The following is a 20,913-nucleotide window of genomic DNA, read 5'->3' on the forward strand; positions in this document are numbered from 1 at the left end:
AAGCGCCGAGTTGACCGGATGGCCCACAGTACGACGGCCCGGACGCGTACCGATCCTGGTCACCCTGGTCTCATTGAAAACAAACCGGTCGGCTCGTACTCTAGCGCTCACGGCACGGGCACCTCGCCGTCTGTCAACACTGTCGGGGGAGCCAGGGAGAGACATGCCTCATATGCCGCGACTCGCCGATTTCCCTACGGCGTCCGAGGCGCTCACGACCACCGTGCCCCGCCAGCTGGTGCACCGCGCGGCTGTCGCCGAGACCCTCCTCACCGGCTGGCGCCGGATCGGGGCCGACCGCTTCGACGTCGCGGCGCAGTGGCCGCGGGCCCACCAGTTACACGTGTCGAGCGACCGTACCGCATATGAGCCGCTGCTCGTCACCGAAACCGTCCGGCAGAGCGGAACCCTTCTCGCCCACACCGAGTACGACGTACCGCTCGGCTACCGGTTCGTGCTCCAGGAGTTGCGCGTCAGCACCCGGCCCGAGCACCTCGCCGTGGGCCCCGCGCCCGCCGAGGCGGCCGTCGCCGTCGAGATCTTCGACGTCCGCCACCGCGCGGGGCGCGTGGCCGCGTTCCGCCTCACGGCGGGTGTGGCCATAGAGGACACGCAGGTGGCGAGCGCCTACTTCGCCGCGTCCTGGACCAGTGAGGCCGTCTACCGCAGGCTGCGCGGCGGCCGTACGGCCACCGCCGACGCCGTGCCCCTCCCGCCGGCCGGACCGCTGCCGGCCCTGGTGGGCCGTACCGTCCCCGCCGATGTCGTCCTCGCCCGCCCCGACCGCCCGGGGCGCTGGCAGTTGCGAGTAGATACCGCACATCCCGTTTTCTTCGATCATCCCCTCGATCACGTCCCCGGCATGCTGCTGCTGGAGGCGGCCGGTCAGGCGGCCCGGGTCGTGGGTGGCGGGCGGTGCGCGCCGGTGTCGTTCCACGCGACCTTCGACCGCTACGCCGAACTGGACCAGCCCACATGGATCGAGGCGGAGCCGGGTCCGGAGGGTCAGGTCCAAGTCGTCGGCATCCAGGGGGACTCGGCAGTCTTCGCATGCCGGGTGGGTATGGTCGTCCGGTGAGTTATTGTGTACGGGGAGTAAAAAACAAACGGCATGACCCGTTCTTTTCCGCCCCAGGAGAGTCCAGCCGATGGCGAGGCAGTTACGCGCTGAACAGACCCGCGCGACGATCATCACCGCTGCCGCTGACCTGTTCGATCGTCGCGGCTATGAATCGACCAGTCTGAGCGACATCGTCGAGCACGCCCAAGTCACCAAGGGCGCCCTGTACTTCCACTTCGCGGCGAAGGAGGACCTGGCCCGCGCGATCATGGAACTGCAGTCGCAGGCCTTCCGGCAGATCGCCGGGGAGATGGAGGTGCGCGGCTACTCCTCCCTGGAAGCGCTGATGCGCACGACGTTCGGGATCAGCCGCATGTCCGTGGAGGGGCCGATCCCGCGGGCCGGGCTCCGGCTGGCCACCGGGGGAGTGGCGGTGAAGGCCCCGCTGCAGCACCCCTTCACGGAGTGGCTGGACATCGCGTCCCGCAAACTCGTGGGCGCGGTCAAGGAGTCGGACGTCCATCCGGACGTCGACATCGACGCCGCGGCCCACTCCCTCGTCTGCTTCTTCGTGGGCACCCGGGTGGTCGGCCGCTCCCTCGAACCCGTCGCCCGTCAGCCGCGGCGGGTCGCGGAGATGTGGCAGTTCCTGATCCGCGGCATGGTCCCGGTGCCGCGCAGGCCGCGCTATCTCACGCTGGCGAACCAGTTGGAGCGGGAGGCCCGGATGGGCTGAGGCGGGACGACCGAGGCGCGGTACGGTCGGCCGTATGCACGACACCCCGCCTGTCATCCTCGGCGACGAACCCGGGTCCTTCCCGCACTCCGTCCTCACCGAACGGCACCCGGCGATCATCCGTCAGGTGCGCGAGGCCTTCCCGTACGGGCCCGAGCGGCGGGCCGCGCTCGACGTACTCCTCGACGAGTGCACCAAGGGCGTCATCGAACCGCTCCCCGCCGACGCCCACGACCGGGACCGCTGGCAGGAGTGGGGCCTCGCCGAACACACGGGCCGCCCCTGGACCGCCGTACCGTGGCTGTGGGCCGAGAGCTGGTTCTACCGCCGGCTCCTCGACGCCGTCGCCTACTTCGCCCCCGGCGCCTGGCAGGGCGTCGACCCCTTCCGCCCCGCCAAACTGGCCGAGCTCGACTCCGCGGAGACGGACGAGGAGCTGGCCGCGCTCGACGGCCTCGCCGAACTGTCCCCGCAGGAGCGGGACCGGGCCCTGCTGCACGGCTCCCTGTGGGGCAATCGCGCCGACCTCGGCTTCCGGCTGTCCGACGCGGGCGGTACGACGCCGGCGGGCACCCCGCCCCTGGTGGCCGACGACAGCACGGCCCTGTGGTCCCTGCTGACGCCCGCACCCCTGCTGTGTCTCGTCGCCGACAACGCGGGCCGCGAACTCGTCCCCGACCTGCTGCTGATCGCCCACCTCCTGAACACCGGGCGCGTCGAGCGGGCCGTGCTGCACGTCAAGCCGTACCCGTACTTCGTCTCCGACGCCACCCCGGCCGACGTACTCGACGCCCTGCGCCGGCTGAGGTCCTCGACCGGCGCGGCACGGTCGTACGGCGAGACGCTGTGGGCGGCGCTCACCGACGGCCGGCTCACGGTCCGCGCGCACCCCTTCTCCTGCGCGCCCCTGCCGTACGAGCGGATGCCCGGCGACCTCCGCGAGGAGCTCGCGCGGGCCACGCTGACCGTCCTCAAGGGCGATCTCAACTACCGCCGTCTGGTGGGTGATCGCAGGTGGCCGCCGACCACCGACTTCACGGACGTCACCGCGTACTTCCCCGGCCCGGTCGCCGCCCTGCGCACCCTGAAGTCCGAGGTGATCACCGGCCTGGACGCCGGGACGGAGGCCGCCCTGACCGAGGCCGAGGGACAGCGCTGGCGCACCAGCGGGACCCACGCCCTCGTCCAGGTCAACGCACCTGCACGGGAAGCGACTTGATGCCGTTGATGAAGTTCGACACCAGCCGCACCGGTGGGCCCGCGCCGCGCAGGACCGGCAGCACCCGCAGCGCCTCCCGGTACAGCACCCGCAGTTGCAGCCGGGCGAAGTGCGCGCCCAGGCAGACATGCGGGCCGTCGCCGAAGGAGACGTGCGGATTCGGCGCGCGGGTCAGGTCGAGCCGGTCGGGCTCGGCGAAGACCCGCTCGTCGCGGTTGGCGGAGGCGTGGAAGACGACCACCTTGTCCCCGGCGCTGATCCGCCGCCCGGCCAGTTCGGTGTCCTGGTCGGCGGTCCGGCGGAAGGTCAGCACCGGCGGATGCCAGCGCAGCAACTCGTCCACGGCGGGCGCCAGTTCGATGTCGCCGGCGCGCAGTCGGTTGTACGCCCCCGGGTGCTCGGCCAGCGTCAGCAGTCCGCCGGGTGCCGCCGAGCGCACGGTGTCGTTCCCCGCCACGGTGAGCAGGAAGAAGAACATCTCCAGCTCGGGGCCGGTGAGTTCGGCGTCGTGCGCGAGGATCGTGAGTACGTCGTCCGCCGGGTAGCGCCTCTTGTACACGGCCAGTTCGCGGGCGTAGTCGAACATGTCCCGCAGCATCGCGGGGGAGCGCGGGTTGACCGGCCTGCCCGCCCGGTCCAGCACCGGCTCGCCGGACTCGTCCGGGTCCTGGTAGCCGATGACCCGCCGCGTCCAGTGCAGCAGCAGCCCGCGGTCCCGCTCCGGGACGCCGAGCAGGTCGGCCAGGTTGAGCAGGGCGTAGTCGTCGGTGACGGCGGTGACCAGGTCGACCGTGCCGTCCCCTTCTCCGGCCGTCTCCAGGGCCTGCGCGAACAGGCTCTGGGCGCGCTTCTCGGCGACCGCGGTGAAACGGTCGACGCGGCCCGGCGTGAAGGCCCGGCTGACCAGCCTTCTCAACCGGCCGTGCTGCGGCGGGTCCTGATTGAGCATCATGCGCCGGATGAACGGCAGGTCCGCCGGGTCCGGGTCCCGGATCTGGGTGGCGCCCAGATGGGAGGAGTACGTCAGCGGGTCCTTGAGCACCTGGACCACGTCCGCGTGCCGGGTCACCGCCCAGAAGCCCGGCCCCGCGGGCCAGCCCAGCACCTCGGGCTCGTCCTGCCAGGCCACCGGGTGGTGGTCGCGCAGGACGCGGTAGGCGGCGTGGGGCACGCCGGTGGCGTACTGCCGGGGATCGAAGACGTCGGGGACGGGCGGGGACGGCCGGAAGGTCACGCCTCCTCGCCCTCGCGCGCCTCTGCCGCGGCCGGCGCGACCGGCCCTCCCGGCGCCGCCTGTTCCGCCGGATCGTCCGGCTGGTCCATCCCGTCCGGCTCGTCCATCCCGTCCGGCTCGTCCTCGTCGTCCGAGTCGAGGAAGGCCTCCACCATCTGGATCAGCTCCAGCGGCGTCTCGTCCATCGCGTAGTGCCCCGCCGAAGTCAGCTCCCGCACCTCGCCGTACGGATACCAGCGCCGCCAGGTCTCGCGCAGCAGCGCCGCCGACAGCGCCGGGTCGAGGCGGCCCGTGACGGCCAGCGCGGGCACCCGGGCGCCCGCCACCTCGGCGTGGAAGTCCTCCCCCGCCCAGGAGTCCAGCCAGGACCGGAACGCCTTCGGATCGCTGACCGCGAGGGACCGGCCGACCATGCGGTTCAGCCAGGCGGCGGGGCGGACGCCGCCGGTGGTGAAGTCGATGATCGCCCGCCGGTTCTCCGCCATGTGGGCCGCGTCCGCGAACAGTTCCCACTGCTCGGCGGGGAGCGGCAGCCCCGAGGCGGGCACCGGGGAGACCCCCACGATCCGGCGCAGCCGCCCCGGCGCCAGGGCCAGCAGCCGCTGGGCCACCGCCCCGCCCATCGAATGCCCCACGACCGAGAACCGCTCCCAGCCGAGCCGGTCGGCCAGCTCCAGCAGGTCCTGCGCCGCCTCGGCCGTCGAGTACGCCCCGACGGCGTCCTTCGCCTCGCCGTAGCCGCGCAGATCGACCAGCGCGTAGGTGAAGGACGTCACGTCGAGATCCGGCAGGACGCTTGCGTACGCGGACCGGTCGGCGAACCAGCCGTGCACCGCGAACACCTTGTGGGCACCGTCGCCGTGCAGCTCGTGCGGGAGCGTGAAGGAGGTCATGCGCTTACGGTGGCCCTCCCGCCCTGGCTCGGCAAGAGCACGGGATTCAGCGGACGTACACGTCCTGCCACACCAGCCGGTGGTCCGACGTCGGGACGTTCGACCCGCCGCCCACCAGCCGGTACAGCGGATCGGCCGACGTCGGCCAGAACACGCCGTTGGCGCCCGGTACCAGTCCGCGCGAGGGCAGGACGTAGTCCACGCGCAGATTGCCGGGGGCGTTGTCGTTGAAGTCCGCGGTGTCGTACGCCGGATCGCCGCTGTGCGAGGCGTTGGCGCCGCCCTGAAGCGATGCCGCCTCGGGCGCGCCCGCGCTCGCGGGCGGGGTGAGGGGCGGGCGGACCGCCGGGTGGTCCAGCAGCAGCCGGATGGCGTGGTCGTAGCTGTCCCCGTCGAGCGGATCGGCGTTCTGGTCACCGGCCAGCACGAAGCGCGCTCCCGGCCGCAGGCCGCCGCGCACACCCCGGTCGTCGTAGAGGTAGGCACCGCGCCTGCGTCCGCCGACGTAGTCGGCCCACAGCCGGATCTCGTCGTGGTTGCGGCGGCCGTTGCGGTCCTCGGGGCCGTCGAAGGTGGGCGGGGTGGGGTGCGAGACCAGGAAGTGCACCGTCTCGTGGCCGATCCGCACCGGTACGTCCCAGTGGCTCTTGGAGGAGAGCCGGAAGACGGCCGTCGCCTCGGCGCTGTAGTAGCCCGGGGGCATCAGGTGGCCGGGCATGTCCTTCCACAGGAAGCGCTGGAAGGTGCGCACCGCGCGGGTGTGGATCGGGTACTTGGACAGCACGACCATGCCGTACTGCCCGGGGAACCAGCCGTACCCGAAGGCGTCCTGGCCGTACGCGTCCGAACCGGGCGTCGTCACCGCGCCGTTGCGGCCGTCCAGGTCCACGCCGGAGGCGACACCGGTGTTGACCGGGGCGGTGAAGTGGTACGGGTAGCGCACCGGCCGCGCCCCGCGCTGACCGACGGCGAGGTAGTTGTCGAGGAACAGCCGGACCGCGGCGCCGCCCGCGACGTAGTCGAACTCGTTGATCAACAGGACGTCGGGGTCGACCCGTTGGATCGTCTCCGCGACATTGCGTGCCTGGGTGTTGTCCGGCGTGGACAGGTCGGCGACGAGCGCGCCCTCGGCGGATCGGTTGAGGGAGGCGTTGAACGTGGCGAACCGGACGGCGCGGGAGTGGCGTTCGGCGGCGGAGTGGCGTTCGGTGGCCGAGGCGGGCCAGGCCGCCGTGCCGGCCAGCGCCGCTCCGGCGAGCGAGGCGAGTGCGGTGCGGCGGGAGAGGGATCCGGTCTGGTTCATCGGGACTCCGGCTGGGAGGGGACGCGAGAACTTCCGTAGTCTGCGCGCGTAGAGGTGAACGCCACAAGGGCCCCTGGGAGGCCGCCGGTTCATCCCGGATTCACGCGATGGTGTGATCATGTCCCGGCGCACGGATGGCTGTACGGGCCACCGGGTAGTGCCCGGCCATGACGCAGCAGCCCTTCGAACTCCCGCACTTCTACATGCCGTATCCCGCGCGGCTCAACCCCCACGTCGAAGAGGCCCGCGCCCACTCGACCGCCTGGGCGCGCGAGATGGGCATGCTGGAGGGATCCGGGATCTGGGAGCGGTCCGACCTCGAGGCACACGACTACGGCCTGCTCTGCGCCTACACCCACCCCGAATGCGACGGCCCCGCCCTCTCCCTGATCACCGACTGGTACGTCTGGGTCTTCTTCTTCGACGACCACTTCCTGGACATGTACAAGCGCACCCAGGACCGCGCCGCCGGCAAGGCCCATCTCGACCGGCTCGCGCTCTTCATGCCCATGGACGACGCGACGCCGATGCCCGAGCCCCGAAACCCGGTGGAGGCCGGCCTCGCCGACCTCTGGACGCGCACGGTCCCGGCGATGTCCGCGGGCTGGCGCCGCCGCTTCGCCGTGGCCACCGAGCATCTGCTCAACGAGTCCATGTGGGAGCTGTCCAACATCAACGAGGGGCGGATCGCCAACCCCGTCGAGTACATCGAGATGCGCCGCAAGGTGGGCGGCGCCCCCTGGTCGGCGGGCCTGGTGGAGTACGCCCGTGCCGAGGTCCCGGAGTCGGTCGCCGGTTCCCGGCCCCTGCGGGTGCTGATGGAGACCTTCTCCGACGGCGTGCACCTGCGCAACGACCTGTTCTCCTACCAGCGCGAGGTCGAGGACGAGGGCGAACTCAGCAACGGCGTCCTGGTCCTGGAGACCTTCTTCGGCTGTACGACCCAGGAGGCGGCGGACATGGTCAACGACGTCCTCACCTCCCGCCTCCACCAGTTCGAGCACACCGCGCTCACCGAGGTCCCCGCGCTGGCCCTGGAGCGGGGCCTGCCCCCGGACGAGGTGGCCGCGGTCGCCGCGTACACCCTGGGCCTGCAGGACTGGCAGTCCGGCGGCCACGCCTGGCACCTGCGCTCCAGCCGGTACATGAACGGACGCGCCCGCTCCACCGACCCCTGGGACGGCCTCACCGGGCCCGGCACCTCCGCCGCCGACGTCGGCGCCCTGCTCGCCTCCGCCGGGGCCATGGGGGCACCTCCCACGCCCTTCGGACAGTGGGGGAGGCTGCGCGCCTACACACATGTGCCGTACCAGAAGGTCGGGCCGTCCGTGATCCCCGACATCCACATGCCCTTCCAGGTCGAGCTGTGCCCGCATCTGCCGGGCGCCCGGCAGCGGCTCACCGACTGGTGCGGGCGCATGGGCTTGCTGGCGGAGGGTGTCTGGGACGAGGACAGGCTCGCCGCCGCCGACCTGGCCCTGTGCTCGGCCGGCATGGATCCCGACGCGACCGAGGAAGCCCTCGACCTCAGCGCGGCCTGGCTCGCCTGGGGCACCTACGGCGATGACTACTACCCCCTCGTCTTCGGCCGTCGCCGCGATCTGGCCGCCGCCCGGCTCACCACCCGGCGCCTCGCCGACTGCATGCCCGTCGACGGCGAGGCGGCCCTCGTCCCCGCCGGCGCCATGGAACGCGGACTGGTCGACCTGTGGGCGCGGACGACCGCCGCGATGACGCCCGAGCAGCGGCGCACCCTCAGGGACGCGGTGAACGTCATGACCGAGAGCTGGGTGTGGGAGGTGTCCAACCAGCTCCAGCACCGCATCCCCGACCCGGTCGACTACCTGGAGATGCGCCGCGCCACCTTCGGCGCCGACCTCACGACGGCCCTGTGCCGGATGGGTCACGGCCCGGCGGTACCACCGGAGGTCTACCGCAGCGGTCCCGTGCGCTCCCTGGAGAACGCGGCCGTCGACTACGCCTGCCTCGTCAACGACGTCTTCTCGTACCAGAAGGAGATCGAGTACGAGGGCGAGATCCACAACGCGATCCTCGTCGTGCAGAACTTCTTCGGCTGCGACTACCCGGCCGCCCTCGGTGTCGTGCACGACCTGATGACCCAGCGGATGCGGCAGTTCGAGCACGTCGTCGCCCAGGAACTGCCGGTGGTGTACGACGACTTCGGCCTCTCGGCCGAGGCCCGTGACGCCATGGGGGCGTACGTCTGCGACCTCAAGAACTGGATGGCGGGCATCCTGCACTGGCACCGCGAGGTCGACCGCTACAAGTCCGAGCACCTGGCCCGCCGAACCCACGGCTTCCTGCCGGACCGGCCGTCGGCTCTGCCGGCCCTGCCGGTCGGCTGAGTCAGGGGCTGACGTCCCGCACGCGCTCGGCGGTCTCCTCGGCGAGCTCCCGGACACCCTTCGCGGGGAACTCCGAGAGCTCGCCGAGTATCGCGTCGGCGGCGGTGAGCAAGGTGCGGGCCTGCTCCGCGAGGTCCGGGTCGGCGTGGCTCGCGTCGGCGAGGGCCCGGGTCAGGGCGTAGTGCTCCTGGGCGATGAAACGGCCGAAGTTCGCCCGGGCCCAGTGCCGCAGGGAATCGTCGCCCGGGTCGGCCAGGAGGCCACGTATCGCCGCCAAAGTGTCCATGGCCTGGGGAAGTTGTCCGCACAGGCGCTCCAGCCGGGCCTGGTCCACGCGGGCCGAGATGCGGTCCCACGCCGTCTCCTGGAGCGTGGCGTACAGCCGTCGCGCGCGCAGCGCCTGGGGCAGGTCGCCGGCCCGCTCCAGTTCTCCGGCGATCCAGCTGATCCGTCCCGTCTCCCACCGCGCCGGATCGCCCGGCTTCAGCAGGACGCTCTGATCCAGGAAGATCTCGTCGAGCGCGCGGATCAGCGCCACCCGGGCCAGCTCGGTCATCCCCTGGTCCAGGGCGAGTTCGGTCCAGGTCGTCAGCGCCTCGTCCGCCGGATCCGCGCCGAACAACCACTCGTCCAGCTCCTCGGCCCACCGCACCAGCTCGGCTGCCTCCGCGCCCGGCCCGGGCATCTCGCTGAGGCCGCAATGGGTGTCGAAGTCCGTCTCCCGGACCTCGTGCAGCAGCGGCAGATCGGCGACGTCCCCGTGCCGCCCCACGAGGACGGCGGCGAGCCGGAGTTCGTCCGTCATCGACGACTCCCTCTCGCGCGACAGCAGATGCCTCAGCAGCTCCAGGTCACCGTCGGCCCGGTCGAACTGCGCGGCCCGCAGGACGAGTCGACGCCGTACGGGATCACCGGCCACCGTGTCCCACCCGGCGCGGGTGCCGTCCGCCCGCAACCGGGCCAGGTCCGCGCGACCCGGCGCCAGCACCGGCTCCCACAGCGGTGGCCGCGGGTGTTCGTCCAGCAGCCGGTAGGCGAACCCCTCCTCCTCGGTGAGCAGCACGAAGTCGGGTTCGGTGCGCAGGAGCGCGGTGTGCAGCCGGGTGACCAGCTCCACCGGGGACCGCTCGGGGAGACCCAGGGCGGCCCGGAGTTCGGCCCGGACCGCGTCGAGGTCGTGGTACTCGCGCAGTTCCGCCTCGTGCTCCGCGAACCGGGCGAGAATCGCCCGCTCACCGTCGGCGGGCGAGAGATCCACGAAATCGAACCAGCCGGGCAGACCGATCACCGTCTCCAGCGCCTCGTCGACACTCGAGCCGATGATCCCGGCCCCGCCCTCGGAGTCGGCGTACAGCACCGATCCGTCCGCGCACACGAAGTACGTACCGCCCGCGCCGGTGCCCGCGACGACCTCCAGCGGGCCGCCGGAGGCGAGGCGGACCGGCTCGACATGGCCATGGGACGCGCGGCGCGGGTCGAAGTCGAAGGGGGACGCGGCCAGTTCGGCCAGGCGCGGGTCCTGGCGCAGGATGCGCAGGGCGTGATCGGTCATGTCACAGAACGTAACAGCCCCCACTGACAACGGACTCCGCGAGCCCGGCTCAGGCGGGCTGACGTGCGTGTTCGACGGCGGCCCGGGCCCACGCCGTCACCATCGGATGCGGACGGGAGCCGTCGCCGGACAGCTCCGGCTGGAAGAGCGAGGCCAGGAAGAAGGGGTGGCCGGGCAGTTCGGCCAGCCGGACCCCGCCCTCCTCGTCCCGCCCGGAGAAGCGCAGGCCGTGCGTGCTCAGCGTGTCGAGGTGCCGGGCCGGGCCGTACGCGCAGAAGTAGCGCTCCACCGTCCGCTCCGAGCCGAGGACGGACTGCGCGAGCGAGTCCGGCTCGACCACGACCACGCCCTCGTGACCCACCAGCGAACAGGCCAGCGGCGCGATCAGCGGCTCCTTCGCGGACGGGTCGTTCTCCGCGTGCGCCGCGCCGGTCAGCCCGCAGACCGAGCGGGCGAACTCCAGCAGCGCGTGCTGGAACCCGGCGCAGGTCCCGAGGAACGGGATGCCCCGCTCGCGGGCCGTGCGGATCGCCGCGAGCACTCCGGACTCGCTGCGGTACGGGCCGCCCGGCACCACCCACACCGCGTCGAAGCCGTCCACCGCGCCCGGCTCGCCGGCCTCCTCGGACGGGATCCAGTACGCGTCGAGGACCAGCCGTTCGCGGGTGGCGAGGGCGTCCAGCAGCAACGGGATCCGGGTGTGGGACACGACATTGGGGGAGCGGTCGCCGACCAGGGCGATCCGTGCGCAGGTCTCGGTCATGCCCCTCATCCTGGGCGCCGGGCCGAGTTCACGTCCAACGATGATCCCTGCATCATCGATAAGCGGAGCTGATGACACCCTGGCCGTCATGGACCCGCATCTGCTGCGCACCTACGTCACCGTCGCCCGCCTGTCCTCCTTCTCCGAGGCCGCACGCGCCCTCGGCTACACCCAGTCGGCGGTGTCCCAGCACATCGCGGCCCTCGAACAGGACCTGGGCACCCCGCTGCTCACCCGGCGGCCCGTCGCCCCCACGGCGGCGGGCGAGCGCCTCCTGGAGCACGCGGGTCCCCTGCTGCTGCGCCTGGACGCGGCCCGCGCCGACGTCGTACGGATGGCGGGCGCGCCCGCGCACGGGCTGACCCTCGCCGCAGCGCCGACCGCCCTCGGCCCCCGGGTCCTCGCCGCGCTCCCGGCCGCCGGGGTGACCCTGAGGACACCGGCCCGGGACGAGATCCCGGCGGCCGTCGCCACCGGCACCGCCGACCTGGGCCTCGTCGACGGCCTGGCCGCCCCCAGCGACCCGCTGCGGCTGCCCGACGTGGCACCGCTCACCACGCGCGGGGCGGGTGAGGAGCCGGTGTGCGTGCTGCTGCCCGAGACGCATCCACTGGCCCGGCGCCCCGGTCTGCGCCTCGGAGATCTCACCGACGCCCGCTGGCTGGACGCCCCCGACGCGGGACTGCCGCTCGCGCACCTCCGCGCGGCCTGCGGCGGCCAGGGCTTCCGCCCGTCGCTGCGCTACGAGGGCACGGACGTGCGCGTCCTCGCAGCGCTGGCCGCCGCGGGGCACGGCTTGACCCTGCTGCCCTGGTCTCTCGCGACCGGGGTCCCGGGCGCGGCCGCCGTCCCGGTCACCGCACCGCGGCTCGTCCACCGCACGGAGCTGGTGCACGCCGGCTCGCTCCGGGGAGCGGCGCAGGAGCTGGCGGCCGCGCTGACCTCCCGCGCGGGAGGGGACTTCCGCCTGTGACGCCGGGTCAGTCTCACTCGTTCGTGGCACGTCGTGCGCCGGCGCCCCGGGTAGTCCTCCAGCCGGAGACGATCCCCAGTGCTCCGGCCGGAGGCGAGCCATGGAACAGACCGCGTTGCGTCCCAAGCCGATGCCCGGCCAGGAGCCCGGCGGCGGCACCCGGGCGGCAGCCGCCCGGCGCCCGCACGCCGCGCGCCGGCGCGGACGCCGGCTCAGGACCCTGCTGTTCGCGCTGTTCGTCGGCGCCGTCCTGGTCCTGTCCGGCGTCGGACTCGGCACGGTGGGCGCCACGGTGATCGGCATGAGCAAGCTCGCCGAGCTCCGGAAGGCGCCTCCGCCGCCCGGCACCCGCTCGGCCCCGGTGGAGCCCCGGCCCACGCTCGTGGCGACGCCGGGCCCGACCGCCGAGACCGTCACCGCGACCCTCGGCGTGGAGGCGGTGGACGCCGAGAAGGCGGGCGCCGAGGTCGTCGGCGTCCATGTGCCCGGGCCCGGCTATTCGGCGGGCCTGGTCCGCGGCGACGTCCTCCTCGTCTTCGGCACGACCCGGGTCGACACGGCGGCCGATCTCGCCCGCGCGGTGGCCGAGGCCCGCCCCGGCACCGAGGTCACCTTGACGGTGCGTCATGAGAGCGGCGGCTATCAGCAGCTGACGGTTGTCCCGGGCGTCGTCACCTGAGGACCCGTGCCCCGACCTCACCGGTCACTCAGGTCCCGTAAAACCACTGTCCCCAAAGGCGCGCCCAGGCCACCATGGGCCCCATGCCGACCACTCTCGCCCCCGACGGCGCCCCGCACCTGCCGGTGGGGGCACTCGGCGTCCGGACGGCCCTGGACGGATGAGACCGGCTCCGCCGACCGGCTCGCGCCGCCCCCGCCATGCGGGCAGGATGCTGCCCGTCACCTTCACTCGCCCAGGGAGGCCCGGATGACCGCCCGTACGCCCGCTCCCTTCACCGCCGACGACTACCGCGCCCGGATGGAGCGCGCCGCGCGGGCGGCCGCCGACGCCGGTCTCGCCGGGCTGCTCGTCGCGCCGGGACCCGACCTGGTGTGGCTCACCGGCTACGCGCCGCACGTCAGCGAACGGCTCACGCTGCTCGTCCTCGTCCCCGGTCAGGACCCCGCCCTGGTCGTCCCCGCGCTGGAGGCCCCCGACGCCGCGAAGGCGCCCGGCGGGCCCGCGCTGGCCCTGCGGGACTGGACCGACGGCAAGGACCCCTACGCCGCCACCGCCGCCCTGCTCGACTCCGGCGGCCGGTTCGGCATCAGCGACAACGCCTGGGCCGCGCACCTGCTGGCCCTGACCCGCACCCTGCCCGGCACCTCCTACACCTCCCTGACCGAGGCCCTGCCGATGCTCCGGGCCGTCAAGGACACGGCGGAACTGGAACGGCTGGCAGCCGCGGGCGCGGCCGCTGACGCAACGTACGAGGAGATCCGGAAGGTTCCCTTCGCCGGGCGCGCGGAGTCCGACGTCGCCGCGGACCTGGCCCGGTTGCTGCGCGAGCACGGGCACACCACGGTCGACTTCACCATCGTCGCCTCGGGGCCGAACAGCGCCAACCCCCACCACGACACGGGCGACCGGATCATCGAGCGCGGCGACATGGTCCTCCTCGACTTCGGCGGCCTCCTGGGCGGCTACGGCTCCGACACCTCCCGCACCGTGCACGTCGGCGAGCCCACCGACGAGGAGCGCCGGATCCACGCGATCGTGCGCGAGGCCCAGGAGGCGGGCTTTCGCGCCGTACGGCCCGGCGTCGCCTGCCAGGAGGTCGACCGGGCCGCCCGCGCGGTGATCACGGACGCCGGCTACGGCGAGTACTTCATCCACCGCACCGGCCACGGCATCGGCGTCACCACGCACGAACCGCCGTACATGATCGAGGGCGAGGAACAGCCCCTCGTGCCAGGGATGTGCTTCTCCGTGGAGCCGGGCATCTACCTGCCCGGGCGCTTCGGGGTCCGGATCGAGGACATCGTCACGGTCACCGAGGACGGCGGACGGCGCCTCAACGACACGACCCATGAGCTGGTCATAGTGGACTGAACGGCCCTCAGCAGTCCCTGCATCCCCTCCAGCGACAAACGGCGCGACCCATGACCCAGGCACCGACACCCACCGCGGACACCGTCCGCCGACTCGTCCGCTCCCTGCTCAAGGAGGGCGCGGACGACACCGCAGGACCCGAGGTCCGGCCCGTCGCCGCGGGCGGCGCGGCCGCCACCTGGTGGGTCGGCACCCGCCATGTGCTGCGCCTCGCGCCCGACCGCGAGGCCGCCGTCCGCCAGCGCCGCGAGCTGCGGCTGCGCGACCTCGTCCGCCCGCACGTCCCGGTCGCCGTACCCACGAGCGTCGCGTACGGCGAGTGGGCGCCGGGCCTGACCTACACGCTGGACACCAAGCTGCCCGGCGGCTCGGCCGAGGTGCACGACGTGTCCGCCCTCGGCGAGGCCGACCTGGCCGGGCTGCTGACCGGGCTGCGCGAGGTCCCCGTGCGGCAGGCCGAGTCGCTCGGTGTGCCGCGGACCGGACCACGGTCCCTGGAAGGGCTGCGCCGGGCCGCCGAACGCGCCGCCGCGCGCCTCTCGGCGGCCGACGAGTTCGACCCCACCCGGCTGCACCAGCTCACCCCGTCGGCCGCCGTCCAGCTCGCGGCCCAGCCCGGCAGCGCCGTCCTCGTCCACCACGGCCTGACCGGCGAGCACCTCGTGGTCAGCGCCGACGGGCGGGTGCGCGGAGTCCTCGGCTGGACCGACACGGTCGTCGGCGACCCCGCCGAGGACATCGCGGGGCTCGCCCGGGCCGTCGGCTCCCCGGCCGCCGTCCGCGCCGCCACCCTGGCCGGCTACGGCGCCCGGCCCTGCCTGCGCGGCCTGTGGCTGGCCCGCTGCGACACCGTCGTCCGCCTCGCCGAGTCCCTCGACGGCACGGACCGAGGCCCGCTGCCCCAGCTGAGGCACCAGCTGGAGCTGGCGTGGGAGGCGATCCTGCTGGAGCGGGTGACCGAGCTGCGGGAGGGCGACGACCCCCCGGAGGGCGAGACCTGAGCCCGGTCACGCGGCCCGCCTTCCCCACCCCCGGCTCACTCCTGGAGCAGCACCACGCACGATTCACCGGGCAGGTGCAGCTCTCCCTCCTCGCCGGGTGCCTCCACGGGCTCCCACGCGGCCAGTACGCGCGCCTGACGGGGGCCCAGCGGGATGCGCGCCGCCTCCTTGCCGAGATTGACGGCCACCCGCACGTCCCCCCGCCGGAAGGCGAGCCAGCGCTGTTCCTCGTCGTACGCCACCTTGATGTCGGCGAGGTCGGGGTCGGTGAGGTCGGGCTGCTCGTGCCGCAGGGCGATGAGCCGGCGGTACCAGGCCAGCACGCGCGCGTGGGGCTCGCGGTCGGGCTCGGACCAGTCCAGGCAGGAGCGGTCGCGGGTCGCCGGATCCTGCGGGTCGGGCACGTCCTCCTCGGCCCAGCCGTGCGCGGCGAACTCCCGGCGTCTGCCCCGCCGTACCGCCTCGGCGAGTTCGGGGTCGGTGTGGTCGGTGAAGAACTGCCAGGGCGTGCCGGCCGCCCACTCCTCGCCCATGAACAGCATCGGCGTGAACGGCGCGGTCAGCGTCAGCGTGGCCGCGCAGGCCACCAGGCCGGGGGAGAGGTTCGCGGCGAGCCGGTCGCCCTGGGCGCGGTTGCCGACCTGGTCGTGGGTCTGGCTGTACCCCAGCAGCCGGTGCCCGGCCACCCGCGAGCGGTCCAGGGCGCGCCCGTGGTGCCGCCCGCGGAAGCTGGAGTACGCGCCGTCGTGGAAGAAGCCGCCGGTGAGGGTCTTGGCGACGGCGGCGAGGGGGGAGCGCCCGAAGTCGGCGTAGTAACCCTGGGACTCGCCGGTCAGCGCGGTGTGCAGGGCGTGGTGGAAGTCGTCGTTCCACTGGGCCTGGAGCCCGAGCCCGCCCGCCTCGCGCGGGGTGATGATCCGCGGGTCGTTCAGGTCCGACTCGGCGATCAAAAACAGCGGCCGGCCCAGATCGCCCGCGAGGGAGTCGACCGCCGTCGACAGCTCCTCCAGGAAGTGGCACGCGCGCGTGTCGCGCAGCGCGTGCACCGCGTCCAGCCGGAGTCCGTCGAGCCGGTAGTCGCGCAGCCACGCCAGCGCGCTGCCCACGAAGTAGTCGCGCACCTCGTCGGAGCCGGGCGCGTCCAGGTTGACGGCGGCGCCCCAGGGCGTGTGATGGGTCTCGGTGAAGTAGGGCCCGAAGACCGGCAGGTAGTTGCCCGACGGACCCAGGTGGTTGTGCACGACGTCGAGGACGACTCCGAGGCCGAGTTCGTGCGCCCGGTCGACAAACCGTTTCAGCGACTCGGGTCCGCCGTACGGCTCGTGCACCGCCCACAACGAGACCCCCTCGTACCCCCAGCCGTGGCGGCCGGGGAAGGGGCACAGGGGCATCAACTCGACGTGGGTGACCCCCAGTTCGACGAGGTGCCCGAGCCGCTCGGCCGCCGCGTCCAGGGTGCCCTCGCGGGTGTACGTGCCCACGTGCAGCTCGTAGAGGACCGCGCCCGGCAGCGGGCGTCCGGCCCACTCGGCGCGCCAGACGTACCGGCCGTGGTCCACGACCGCGCTCCGCCCGTCCGGCCCCTCGGGCTGACGGCGCGAACGGGGGTCCGGCAGCACCGGACCGTCGTCGAGCGCGTAGCCGTACCGGGTGCCGTCCTCGGCCTCCGCCTCCCCCCGCCACCAGCCCTCTCGCTCCGGATCGCGCTCCAACGCGCGGGTGGTGTCCTCCCCGCAATGGAGCGTCACACGGTCGGCCTGCGGTGCCCACACCTCGAACTGCACGGACGGTTCCCCTTCGTCTGCTCACCGTGATGTAGCCCCGTCCATGGTGCTGCAAACGAGATCAATCCGTTTGTGAATCTTCCCTTTTACGGTGGGTGTCGTCGGTACGCGCGCGTGGCGGCCGTTCTCCCGTTTTCTGGACACCCCGGCGCGGCTGACCGACAATCACGAGCGTGACGTCGTCTTTCGAGTTCAACACGTACCCCGCGCGGCTCTCCGACGCGGAGCGCGACAAGGCGCTGCAGGTGCTCAGGGACGGCGTCGCCATGGGCCGTCTGTCGCACGAGACGTTCATCCGGCGCATGGAACTCGCCCTCGTCGCCCGCCGCTCCGACGAGCTGCTCGCCCTCACCGCCGACCTGCCCCAGGAGAGCCGGCTCTCGCGTCTGGTCTTCGGCACCGTCGAGGCGGTCTCCGGTTTCGGCGTACGGCTGCGCAGGGCCTGGCAGGCCGAGCGGCTGCCCAAGCTGCTGCTGCCCCACCCCGGCGGCGGCCACCCGCTGCGCATAGGACGCGACCCGGCGAACGGTCTGCGGCTGACCCACGACACGGTCTCCCGGGTGCACGCCGAGCTGACCCGCCAGGGCGGCATGTGGGTGCTGCGTGACCTCGGCTCGACCAACGGCACGACGGTGAACGGCCGACGCGTCATCGGGGCGGCCGTCGTCCGCGAGGGGGACCAGGTCGGGTTCGGGCAGATGGCCTTCCGGCTCGCCGCGAACTGAGCCAAACCTTATCTCTGGCCTTGGCTTTACCGGGTGCGGTGGGGGAAATCCCTTTGCATGCAGGGGTGTTGACGTGCCGCTGAACTCGTGACTGACTGTGCGTACCCCATGCACATCAGGTGAATCGACGGCACCGGCACGCGGAGGTGCGCCCTGCTCCCGCTCCTCCGCTACCCGACCGTCGACGAACTCGGCGCCCGGGCGGCCGCGCTCGTCACCCGCCACCCCGCGCAGGCACGGCTGCGCCGCGTCGGCACCTCCCGCGCGGGCACCCCCCTGTGGCTGCTCTCCGTCGGCCACGGCAGCCGGCACGCCCTCGTCGTCGCGGGACCGCACGCCAACGAACCCGTGGGCGGCGCCACCGCCCTCCGGCTCGCCGAGCACGCCCTCGCCGACCCCCGCCGCCACGAGCGCGCCGACGCCACCTGGAACCTCCTGCTCTGCCTCGACCCCGACGGACTGCGCCGCAACGAGGGCTGGCTGCAGGGCCCGTACACCCTCGACCGCTACTTCCGCAACTTCTTCCGGCCCGGCTTCCTGGAACAGCCCGAATGGCTGCCCGACGGCCCGGAGAGCGTGGCACTGCCCGAGACCCGCGCCCTGCTCGCCCTCCAGGACGAACTGCGGCCCTTCCTGCAGTGCTCCCTGCACGGCGTCGACGTCGGCGGCGGCTTCGCCGAACTCACCCACGACCTGCCCGGCTTCCCGCGCCGCCTCGCCCAGACCGCGGCCCGCCTCGGCATCCCGCGCGAACTGGGCCCGTACGACACCCTGTACTGGCCTCGCCTCGGGCCCGCCGTCTACCGGATCCCGCCGCCGCGCCGGGGCGACCTGGCCGCCGCCATCACCGAGGCCGCCGTCGAGTCGACGTGGTTCCACCCGCACCGGTACGGCACGGTGACCGCTGTGGTGGAGGCACCCATGTGGGGCGTGGCCGCGGTGGAGGACGACACCACACCCGCCGACGCGGCCACGGTCCTGCGCACGGTCAGCCGCACCCTGCGCAACGACTCCCGGCTGCTGGCGCGGCTCCTCGGGCGGATCCGCCCTCACCTGCCCGCCACCCCCGACACCGTGCGGCTGCTCGCCCCGGTCGACGATTATTTACTGGTCTGCCCCGGCCTCGCCGACGCCTGGGACCCCGACTTCGCCACCGTCGACGCCCAGCCGCTGCCACCCCTGAGTACCGGCCACCTCGCCACCCTGCGCATCGCCGGCCGGCGCCTCGCGCTGCGCACCGCGGGGCTGCTGCACCGGCTCGTCACCGACGCCGGGCGCGACCCGGCCGGTGCGCTGCCGGAGCTGGACCGGCTCATCGAGGCCTGGTGCGCCGACTACCGCGACGGCTGCGGGGCGCGGTGGATACCGGTCGCGCGGCAGGTCGAATACCAGTCCCGTGTGGTGCTCGCCGCGTTCGACCTGGCGGCGCGCCACACGCGCGGGGAGTCCCGTTCGGGTGAGCCGGGGTGGGGATCCGAGGCCGCCGTGCCGATGCATCGGGAATGACACACTCCACCACAGTGAAGGCGGGACGGGCCGGTGTCCGGGGCGTCCTGCTGGCCGCGGCCTCCCTGCTCGTCCTCGCGACGGTTCCCGCGCAGGCCGTCGAGCGGGAGAGCATCCCGGGCAACTGGCTCTACCTCACGCTCACCAAGGGCAGTGCCCAGTCCAGCGACACCCGCGGCACCCTGCTGATGTGCGACCCGCCGCAGGGCCACGCGCGGGCCGCCGAGGCCTGCGCGCAACTGACAGCGGTCGACGGCGAGATCGACCGCATGGCGGCGCGGGACACCGTCTGCCCGATGATCTACGCCCCGGTCTCGGTCCGGGCGAGCGGCGAGTGGAACGGCCGCCAGGTCGAGTACCAGCGGCAGTTCGGCAACACCTGCGAGATGGGGGCGCTGACCGGGGCGGTGTTCGCGCTGGACGAGTGACGGCGGCGCGGCGGCGCCGCGCACGCGCGCGTGGCGGGCCGGTGCTCACGCCGCCCGGTCGCGCGCGTGCCGCGCCGCCGCCACGACCGTGCGGGACTGGTGCTCGACCTGGTGCTCCAAGGGCACCCAGCGCGCCCGGAACCGCCGTTCGAAGGAGCAGCTCCAGGACGCCACGAGCCGCTCCAGACCCGGTGCCGCGCGGTCGTCGGTCTCCTGCAGCACCCGCAGCAGCATGGCCGCCGCCCGCAGCGGCAGCCGGCGCGCGAAGGCGTCCACACTGCCGATGTACGCGCGCGTGTTGTCGGCCGGCACCGTGTGGATCCAGTCCGCGGCCAGGCCCGGCACCAGCTCCAGCGCCCATCGCGCGGCCCGCAGCAGCGGCCCGTCGACGCCGTCCAGCCGGGGCAGCGCCTCCGTGAGCACGCGCTCCACCTCCAGCGCGTCCCGCACCAGCCGGCCCGCGAGCCGCCGCATCGCCGCGGCCGGCGCCGGATGCGGCACGGGGTCGTCCACCAGGTCGCTGGCCCACATCGGCACCTCCACGACCGCGGTCAGACCGCCGTACCGGTGCACGTGGTGCCAGGTGCTGTGCCGGGCGTCGTCCGGCATGCTCGGGTACGCGGCCTGGGTCCCCGGCGCCGGCATCACATGCACGCCCGGCCCCGAGGCGGGCCAGCCCGCCGCGTCCGAGGCGCCCGTCTCCACCGGGATGTTCAGCTCCGCCGCCGACTTCGCGAACGGCTCGGCGAGCCCCGGCACGTCCTTCGTCAACTGCACCCAGCTGCCGCCCAGGTCGGTGCCGTGCAGGGTCGCCTGGAGGTAGGGGCGCACCTCGTCGATGACGCCGGTGAGGGCGAGCGTCTCGGGCGGCAGCCGGTCGGGCGGGAGGACGGCGGGGGACCACTCCGGCTGCTCGGGTCCCGCGGGCCGGAAGAAGCCGAGGTGGTAGTCGAAGAGACTGCGGGGCGCCGGGGTGACGTGCAAGTGCGCCCCGTCGGGGTCGGCGCACAGCAGGAAGTGCCAGGAGGTGTCGGCGCGTAACGCCCGCTCGTGCAGGACGCGTTCGGCGAGCGCGAGCAGGGTACGGCCGCCGGTCGGTTCGTTGGCGTGGGCGCCCGCCACCACCAGCACGGCGGTCCGGGACCGGCCGACGGACAGCAGGTGGAGGGGGCGGCCCGCCCGCGACGCACCCACCTGCCGCAGAGTGCACAGGCCCGGTCGCTGGGCAGCCAACGCCCGGGCCGTCGAGACGACTTCGGTCACCGTGGGGTAGCGCAGCTCCGGCAGGAGACTCACCCCCGTCACATCCGCCCGGCT

General features: G+C 73.4%; 18 protein-coding genes. 11 read left to right on the forward strand and 7 right to left on the reverse strand.

Translation table 11 applies throughout. From position 1 onward, the window contains the following. Positions 1-163: 163 nt before the first annotated feature. The 3 genes from AC068Z_RS38420 (at position 164) to AC068Z_RS38430 (ending at position 3,015) form a co-directional block, all read left to right on the forward strand. Positions 164-1,078, forward strand: a complete 915-nt coding sequence (locus AC068Z_RS38420) for a ScbA/BarX family gamma-butyrolactone biosynthesis protein (protein ID WP_478567015.1) — start codon at positions 164-166, stop codon at positions 1,076-1,078. A 70-nt stretch (positions 1,079-1,148) separates the two neighbouring features. Continuing rightward, positions 1,149-1,796, forward strand: a complete 648-nt coding sequence (locus AC068Z_RS38425) for a ScbR family autoregulator-binding transcription factor (protein WP_478567018.1) — start codon at positions 1,149-1,151, stop codon at positions 1,794-1,796. Between the two features lie 34 nt (positions 1,797-1,830). Next, the gene (locus AC068Z_RS38430) at positions 1,831-3,015 is read left to right on the forward strand and encodes a damage-control phosphatase ARMT1 family protein (RefSeq protein WP_478567021.1); all 1,185 of its coding nucleotides are present in this window, start codon (positions 1,831-1,833) and stop codon (positions 3,013-3,015) included. Here AC068Z_RS38430 and AC068Z_RS38435 read toward each other — a convergent pair. The 3 genes from AC068Z_RS38435 to AC068Z_RS38445 are packed head-to-tail and all read right to left on the reverse strand — an operon-like array spanning position 2,987 to position 6,445. Beyond that, on the reverse strand, positions 2,987-4,249 hold the full coding sequence (locus tag AC068Z_RS38435; RefSeq protein ID WP_478567024.1) for a cytochrome P450: 1,263 nt from the start codon (positions 4,247-4,249) through the stop codon (positions 2,987-2,989). The genes AC068Z_RS38430 and AC068Z_RS38435 overlap by 29 nt on opposite strands. After that, the gene (locus AC068Z_RS38440; RefSeq protein ID WP_478567027.1) at positions 4,246-5,142 is read right to left on the reverse strand and encodes an alpha/beta fold hydrolase; all 897 of its coding nucleotides are present in this window, start codon (positions 5,140-5,142) and stop codon (positions 4,246-4,248) included. Before AC068Z_RS38440 ends, AC068Z_RS38435 begins: the two co-directional genes overlap by 4 nt. 46 nt (positions 5,143-5,188) lie before the next feature. Further along, positions 5,189-6,445: an endonuclease/exonuclease/phosphatase family protein gene (locus tag AC068Z_RS38445; RefSeq protein ID WP_478567030.1), complete on the reverse strand. Its 1,257-nt coding sequence runs from the start codon at positions 6,443-6,445 to the stop codon at positions 5,189-5,191. A 167-nt stretch (positions 6,446-6,612) separates the two neighbouring features. Here AC068Z_RS38445 and cyc2 point away from each other — a divergent pair, with 167 nt between their 5' ends. Then, positions 6,613-8,811, forward strand: coding sequence for a germacradienol/geosmin synthase Cyc2 (gene cyc2, locus AC068Z_RS38450; RefSeq protein ID WP_478567032.1), 2,199 nt, complete (start codon positions 6,613-6,615; stop codon positions 8,809-8,811). 1 nt (position 8,812) lies between these two features. On the opposite strand, the gene AC068Z_RS38455 is transcribed toward cyc2, so the two are convergent. Beyond that, positions 8,813-10,363, reverse strand: a complete 1,551-nt coding sequence (locus tag AC068Z_RS38455; protein ID WP_478567035.1) for a hypothetical protein — start codon at positions 10,361-10,363, stop codon at positions 8,813-8,815. Positions 10,364-10,412: 49 nt separating this feature from the next. Next, entirely contained in the window at positions 10,413-11,126 is a 714-nt protein-coding gene (locus AC068Z_RS38460; RefSeq protein ID WP_478567038.1) for a CTP synthase C-terminal region-related (seleno)protein, read from the reverse strand. An 88-nt stretch (positions 11,127-11,214) separates the two neighbouring features. Between AC068Z_RS38460 and AC068Z_RS38465 the strand changes: the two genes are divergently transcribed. From AC068Z_RS38465 to AC068Z_RS38480, 4 genes are all read left to right on the forward strand, one after another. Further along, positions 11,215-12,099, forward strand: coding sequence for a LysR family transcriptional regulator (locus AC068Z_RS38465; RefSeq protein WP_478567041.1), 885 nt, complete (start codon positions 11,215-11,217; stop codon positions 12,097-12,099). A gap of 100 nt (positions 12,100-12,199) precedes the next feature. Next, on the forward strand, positions 12,200-12,778 hold the full coding sequence (locus tag AC068Z_RS38470; RefSeq protein ID WP_478567044.1) for a PDZ domain-containing protein: 579 nt from the start codon (positions 12,200-12,202) through the stop codon (positions 12,776-12,778). Positions 12,779-13,027: 249 nt separating this feature from the next. Next, entirely contained in the window at positions 13,028-14,152 is a 1,125-nt protein-coding gene (locus AC068Z_RS38475) for an aminopeptidase P family protein (protein ID WP_478567047.1), read from the forward strand. Positions 14,153-14,202: 50 nt separating this feature from the next. Continuing rightward, positions 14,203-15,153, forward strand: a complete 951-nt coding sequence (locus AC068Z_RS38480) for an aminoglycoside phosphotransferase family protein (protein ID WP_478567050.1) — start codon at positions 14,203-14,205, stop codon at positions 15,151-15,153. Between the two features lie 35 nt (positions 15,154-15,188). On the opposite strand, the gene treZ is transcribed toward AC068Z_RS38480, so the two are convergent. Further along, positions 15,189-16,937 (reverse strand): malto-oligosyltrehalose trehalohydrolase, encoded by a 1,749-nt coding sequence (treZ, locus tag AC068Z_RS38485; RefSeq protein ID WP_478567052.1) that lies wholly within the window; start codon positions 16,935-16,937, stop codon positions 15,189-15,191. A gap of 173 nt (positions 16,938-17,110) precedes the next feature. Here treZ and AC068Z_RS38490 point away from each other — a divergent pair, with 173 nt between their 5' ends. The 3 genes from AC068Z_RS38490 to AC068Z_RS38500 all read left to right on the forward strand — a co-directional run bounded on the left by AC068Z_RS38490 (position 17,111) and on the right by AC068Z_RS38500 (position 19,596). Then, positions 17,111-17,662: an FHA domain-containing protein gene (locus tag AC068Z_RS38490; RefSeq protein ID WP_478567055.1), complete on the forward strand. Its 552-nt coding sequence runs from the start codon at positions 17,111-17,113 to the stop codon at positions 17,660-17,662. Between the two features lie 153 nt (positions 17,663-17,815). Further along, positions 17,816-19,168 (forward strand): M14 family zinc carboxypeptidase, encoded by a 1,353-nt coding sequence (locus AC068Z_RS38495; protein ID WP_478567142.1) that lies wholly within the window; start codon positions 17,816-17,818, stop codon positions 19,166-19,168. Beyond that, positions 19,165-19,596: an SSI family serine proteinase inhibitor gene (locus tag AC068Z_RS38500; RefSeq protein ID WP_478567058.1), complete on the forward strand. Its 432-nt coding sequence runs from the start codon at positions 19,165-19,167 to the stop codon at positions 19,594-19,596. Before AC068Z_RS38495 ends, AC068Z_RS38500 begins: the two co-directional genes overlap by 4 nt. A 45-nt stretch (positions 19,597-19,641) precedes the next feature. Here AC068Z_RS38500 and AC068Z_RS38505 read toward each other — a convergent pair whose 3' ends face one another. Then, complete coding sequence (locus AC068Z_RS38505) at positions 19,642-20,892, reverse strand: M14 family zinc carboxypeptidase (protein WP_478567060.1); 1,251 nt, start codon at positions 20,890-20,892, stop codon at positions 19,642-19,644. Between the last annotated feature and the right edge of the window lie 21 nt (positions 20,893-20,913).

It is taken from the genome of Streptomyces sp. NPDC043726 (assembly GCF_056436565.1).

Excerpts from the sequence above, each read along its gene's own strand:
- AC068Z_RS38420 (WP_478567015.1), top strand. The coding sequence starts at position 164 with ATGCCTCATATGCCGCGACTCGCCGATTTCCCTACGGCGTCCGAGGCG.
- AC068Z_RS38425 (WP_478567018.1), top strand. The coding sequence starts at position 1,149 with ATGGCGAGGCAGTTACGCGCTGAACAGACCCGCGCGACGATCATCACC.
- AC068Z_RS38430 (WP_478567021.1), top strand. The coding sequence starts at position 1,831 with ATGCACGACACCCCGCCTGTCATCCTCGGCGACGAACCCGGGTCCTTC.
- AC068Z_RS38440 (WP_478567027.1), bottom strand. The coding sequence starts at position 5,142 with ATGACCTCCTTCACGCTCCCGCACGAGCTGCACGGCGACGGTGCCCAC.
- AC068Z_RS38445 (WP_478567030.1), bottom strand. The coding sequence starts at position 6,445 with ATGAACCAGACCGGATCCCTCTCCCGCCGCACCGCACTCGCCTCGCTC.
- cyc2 (WP_478567032.1), top strand. The coding sequence starts at position 6,613 with ATGACGCAGCAGCCCTTCGAACTCCCGCACTTCTACATGCCGTATCCC.
- AC068Z_RS38455 (WP_478567035.1), bottom strand. The coding sequence starts at position 10,363 with ATGACCGATCACGCCCTGCGCATCCTGCGCCAGGACCCGCGCCTGGCC.
- AC068Z_RS38460 (WP_478567038.1), bottom strand. The coding sequence starts at position 11,126 with ATGACCGAGACCTGCGCACGGATCGCCCTGGTCGGCGACCGCTCCCCC.
- AC068Z_RS38465 (WP_478567041.1), top strand. The coding sequence starts at position 11,215 with ATGGACCCGCATCTGCTGCGCACCTACGTCACCGTCGCCCGCCTGTCC.
- AC068Z_RS38470 (WP_478567044.1), top strand. The coding sequence starts at position 12,200 with ATGGAACAGACCGCGTTGCGTCCCAAGCCGATGCCCGGCCAGGAGCCC.
- AC068Z_RS38475 (WP_478567047.1), top strand. The coding sequence starts at position 13,028 with ATGACCGCCCGTACGCCCGCTCCCTTCACCGCCGACGACTACCGCGCC.
- AC068Z_RS38480 (WP_478567050.1), top strand. The coding sequence starts at position 14,203 with ATGACCCAGGCACCGACACCCACCGCGGACACCGTCCGCCGACTCGTC.
- AC068Z_RS38500 (WP_478567058.1), top strand. The coding sequence starts at position 19,165 with ATGACACACTCCACCACAGTGAAGGCGGGACGGGCCGGTGTCCGGGGC.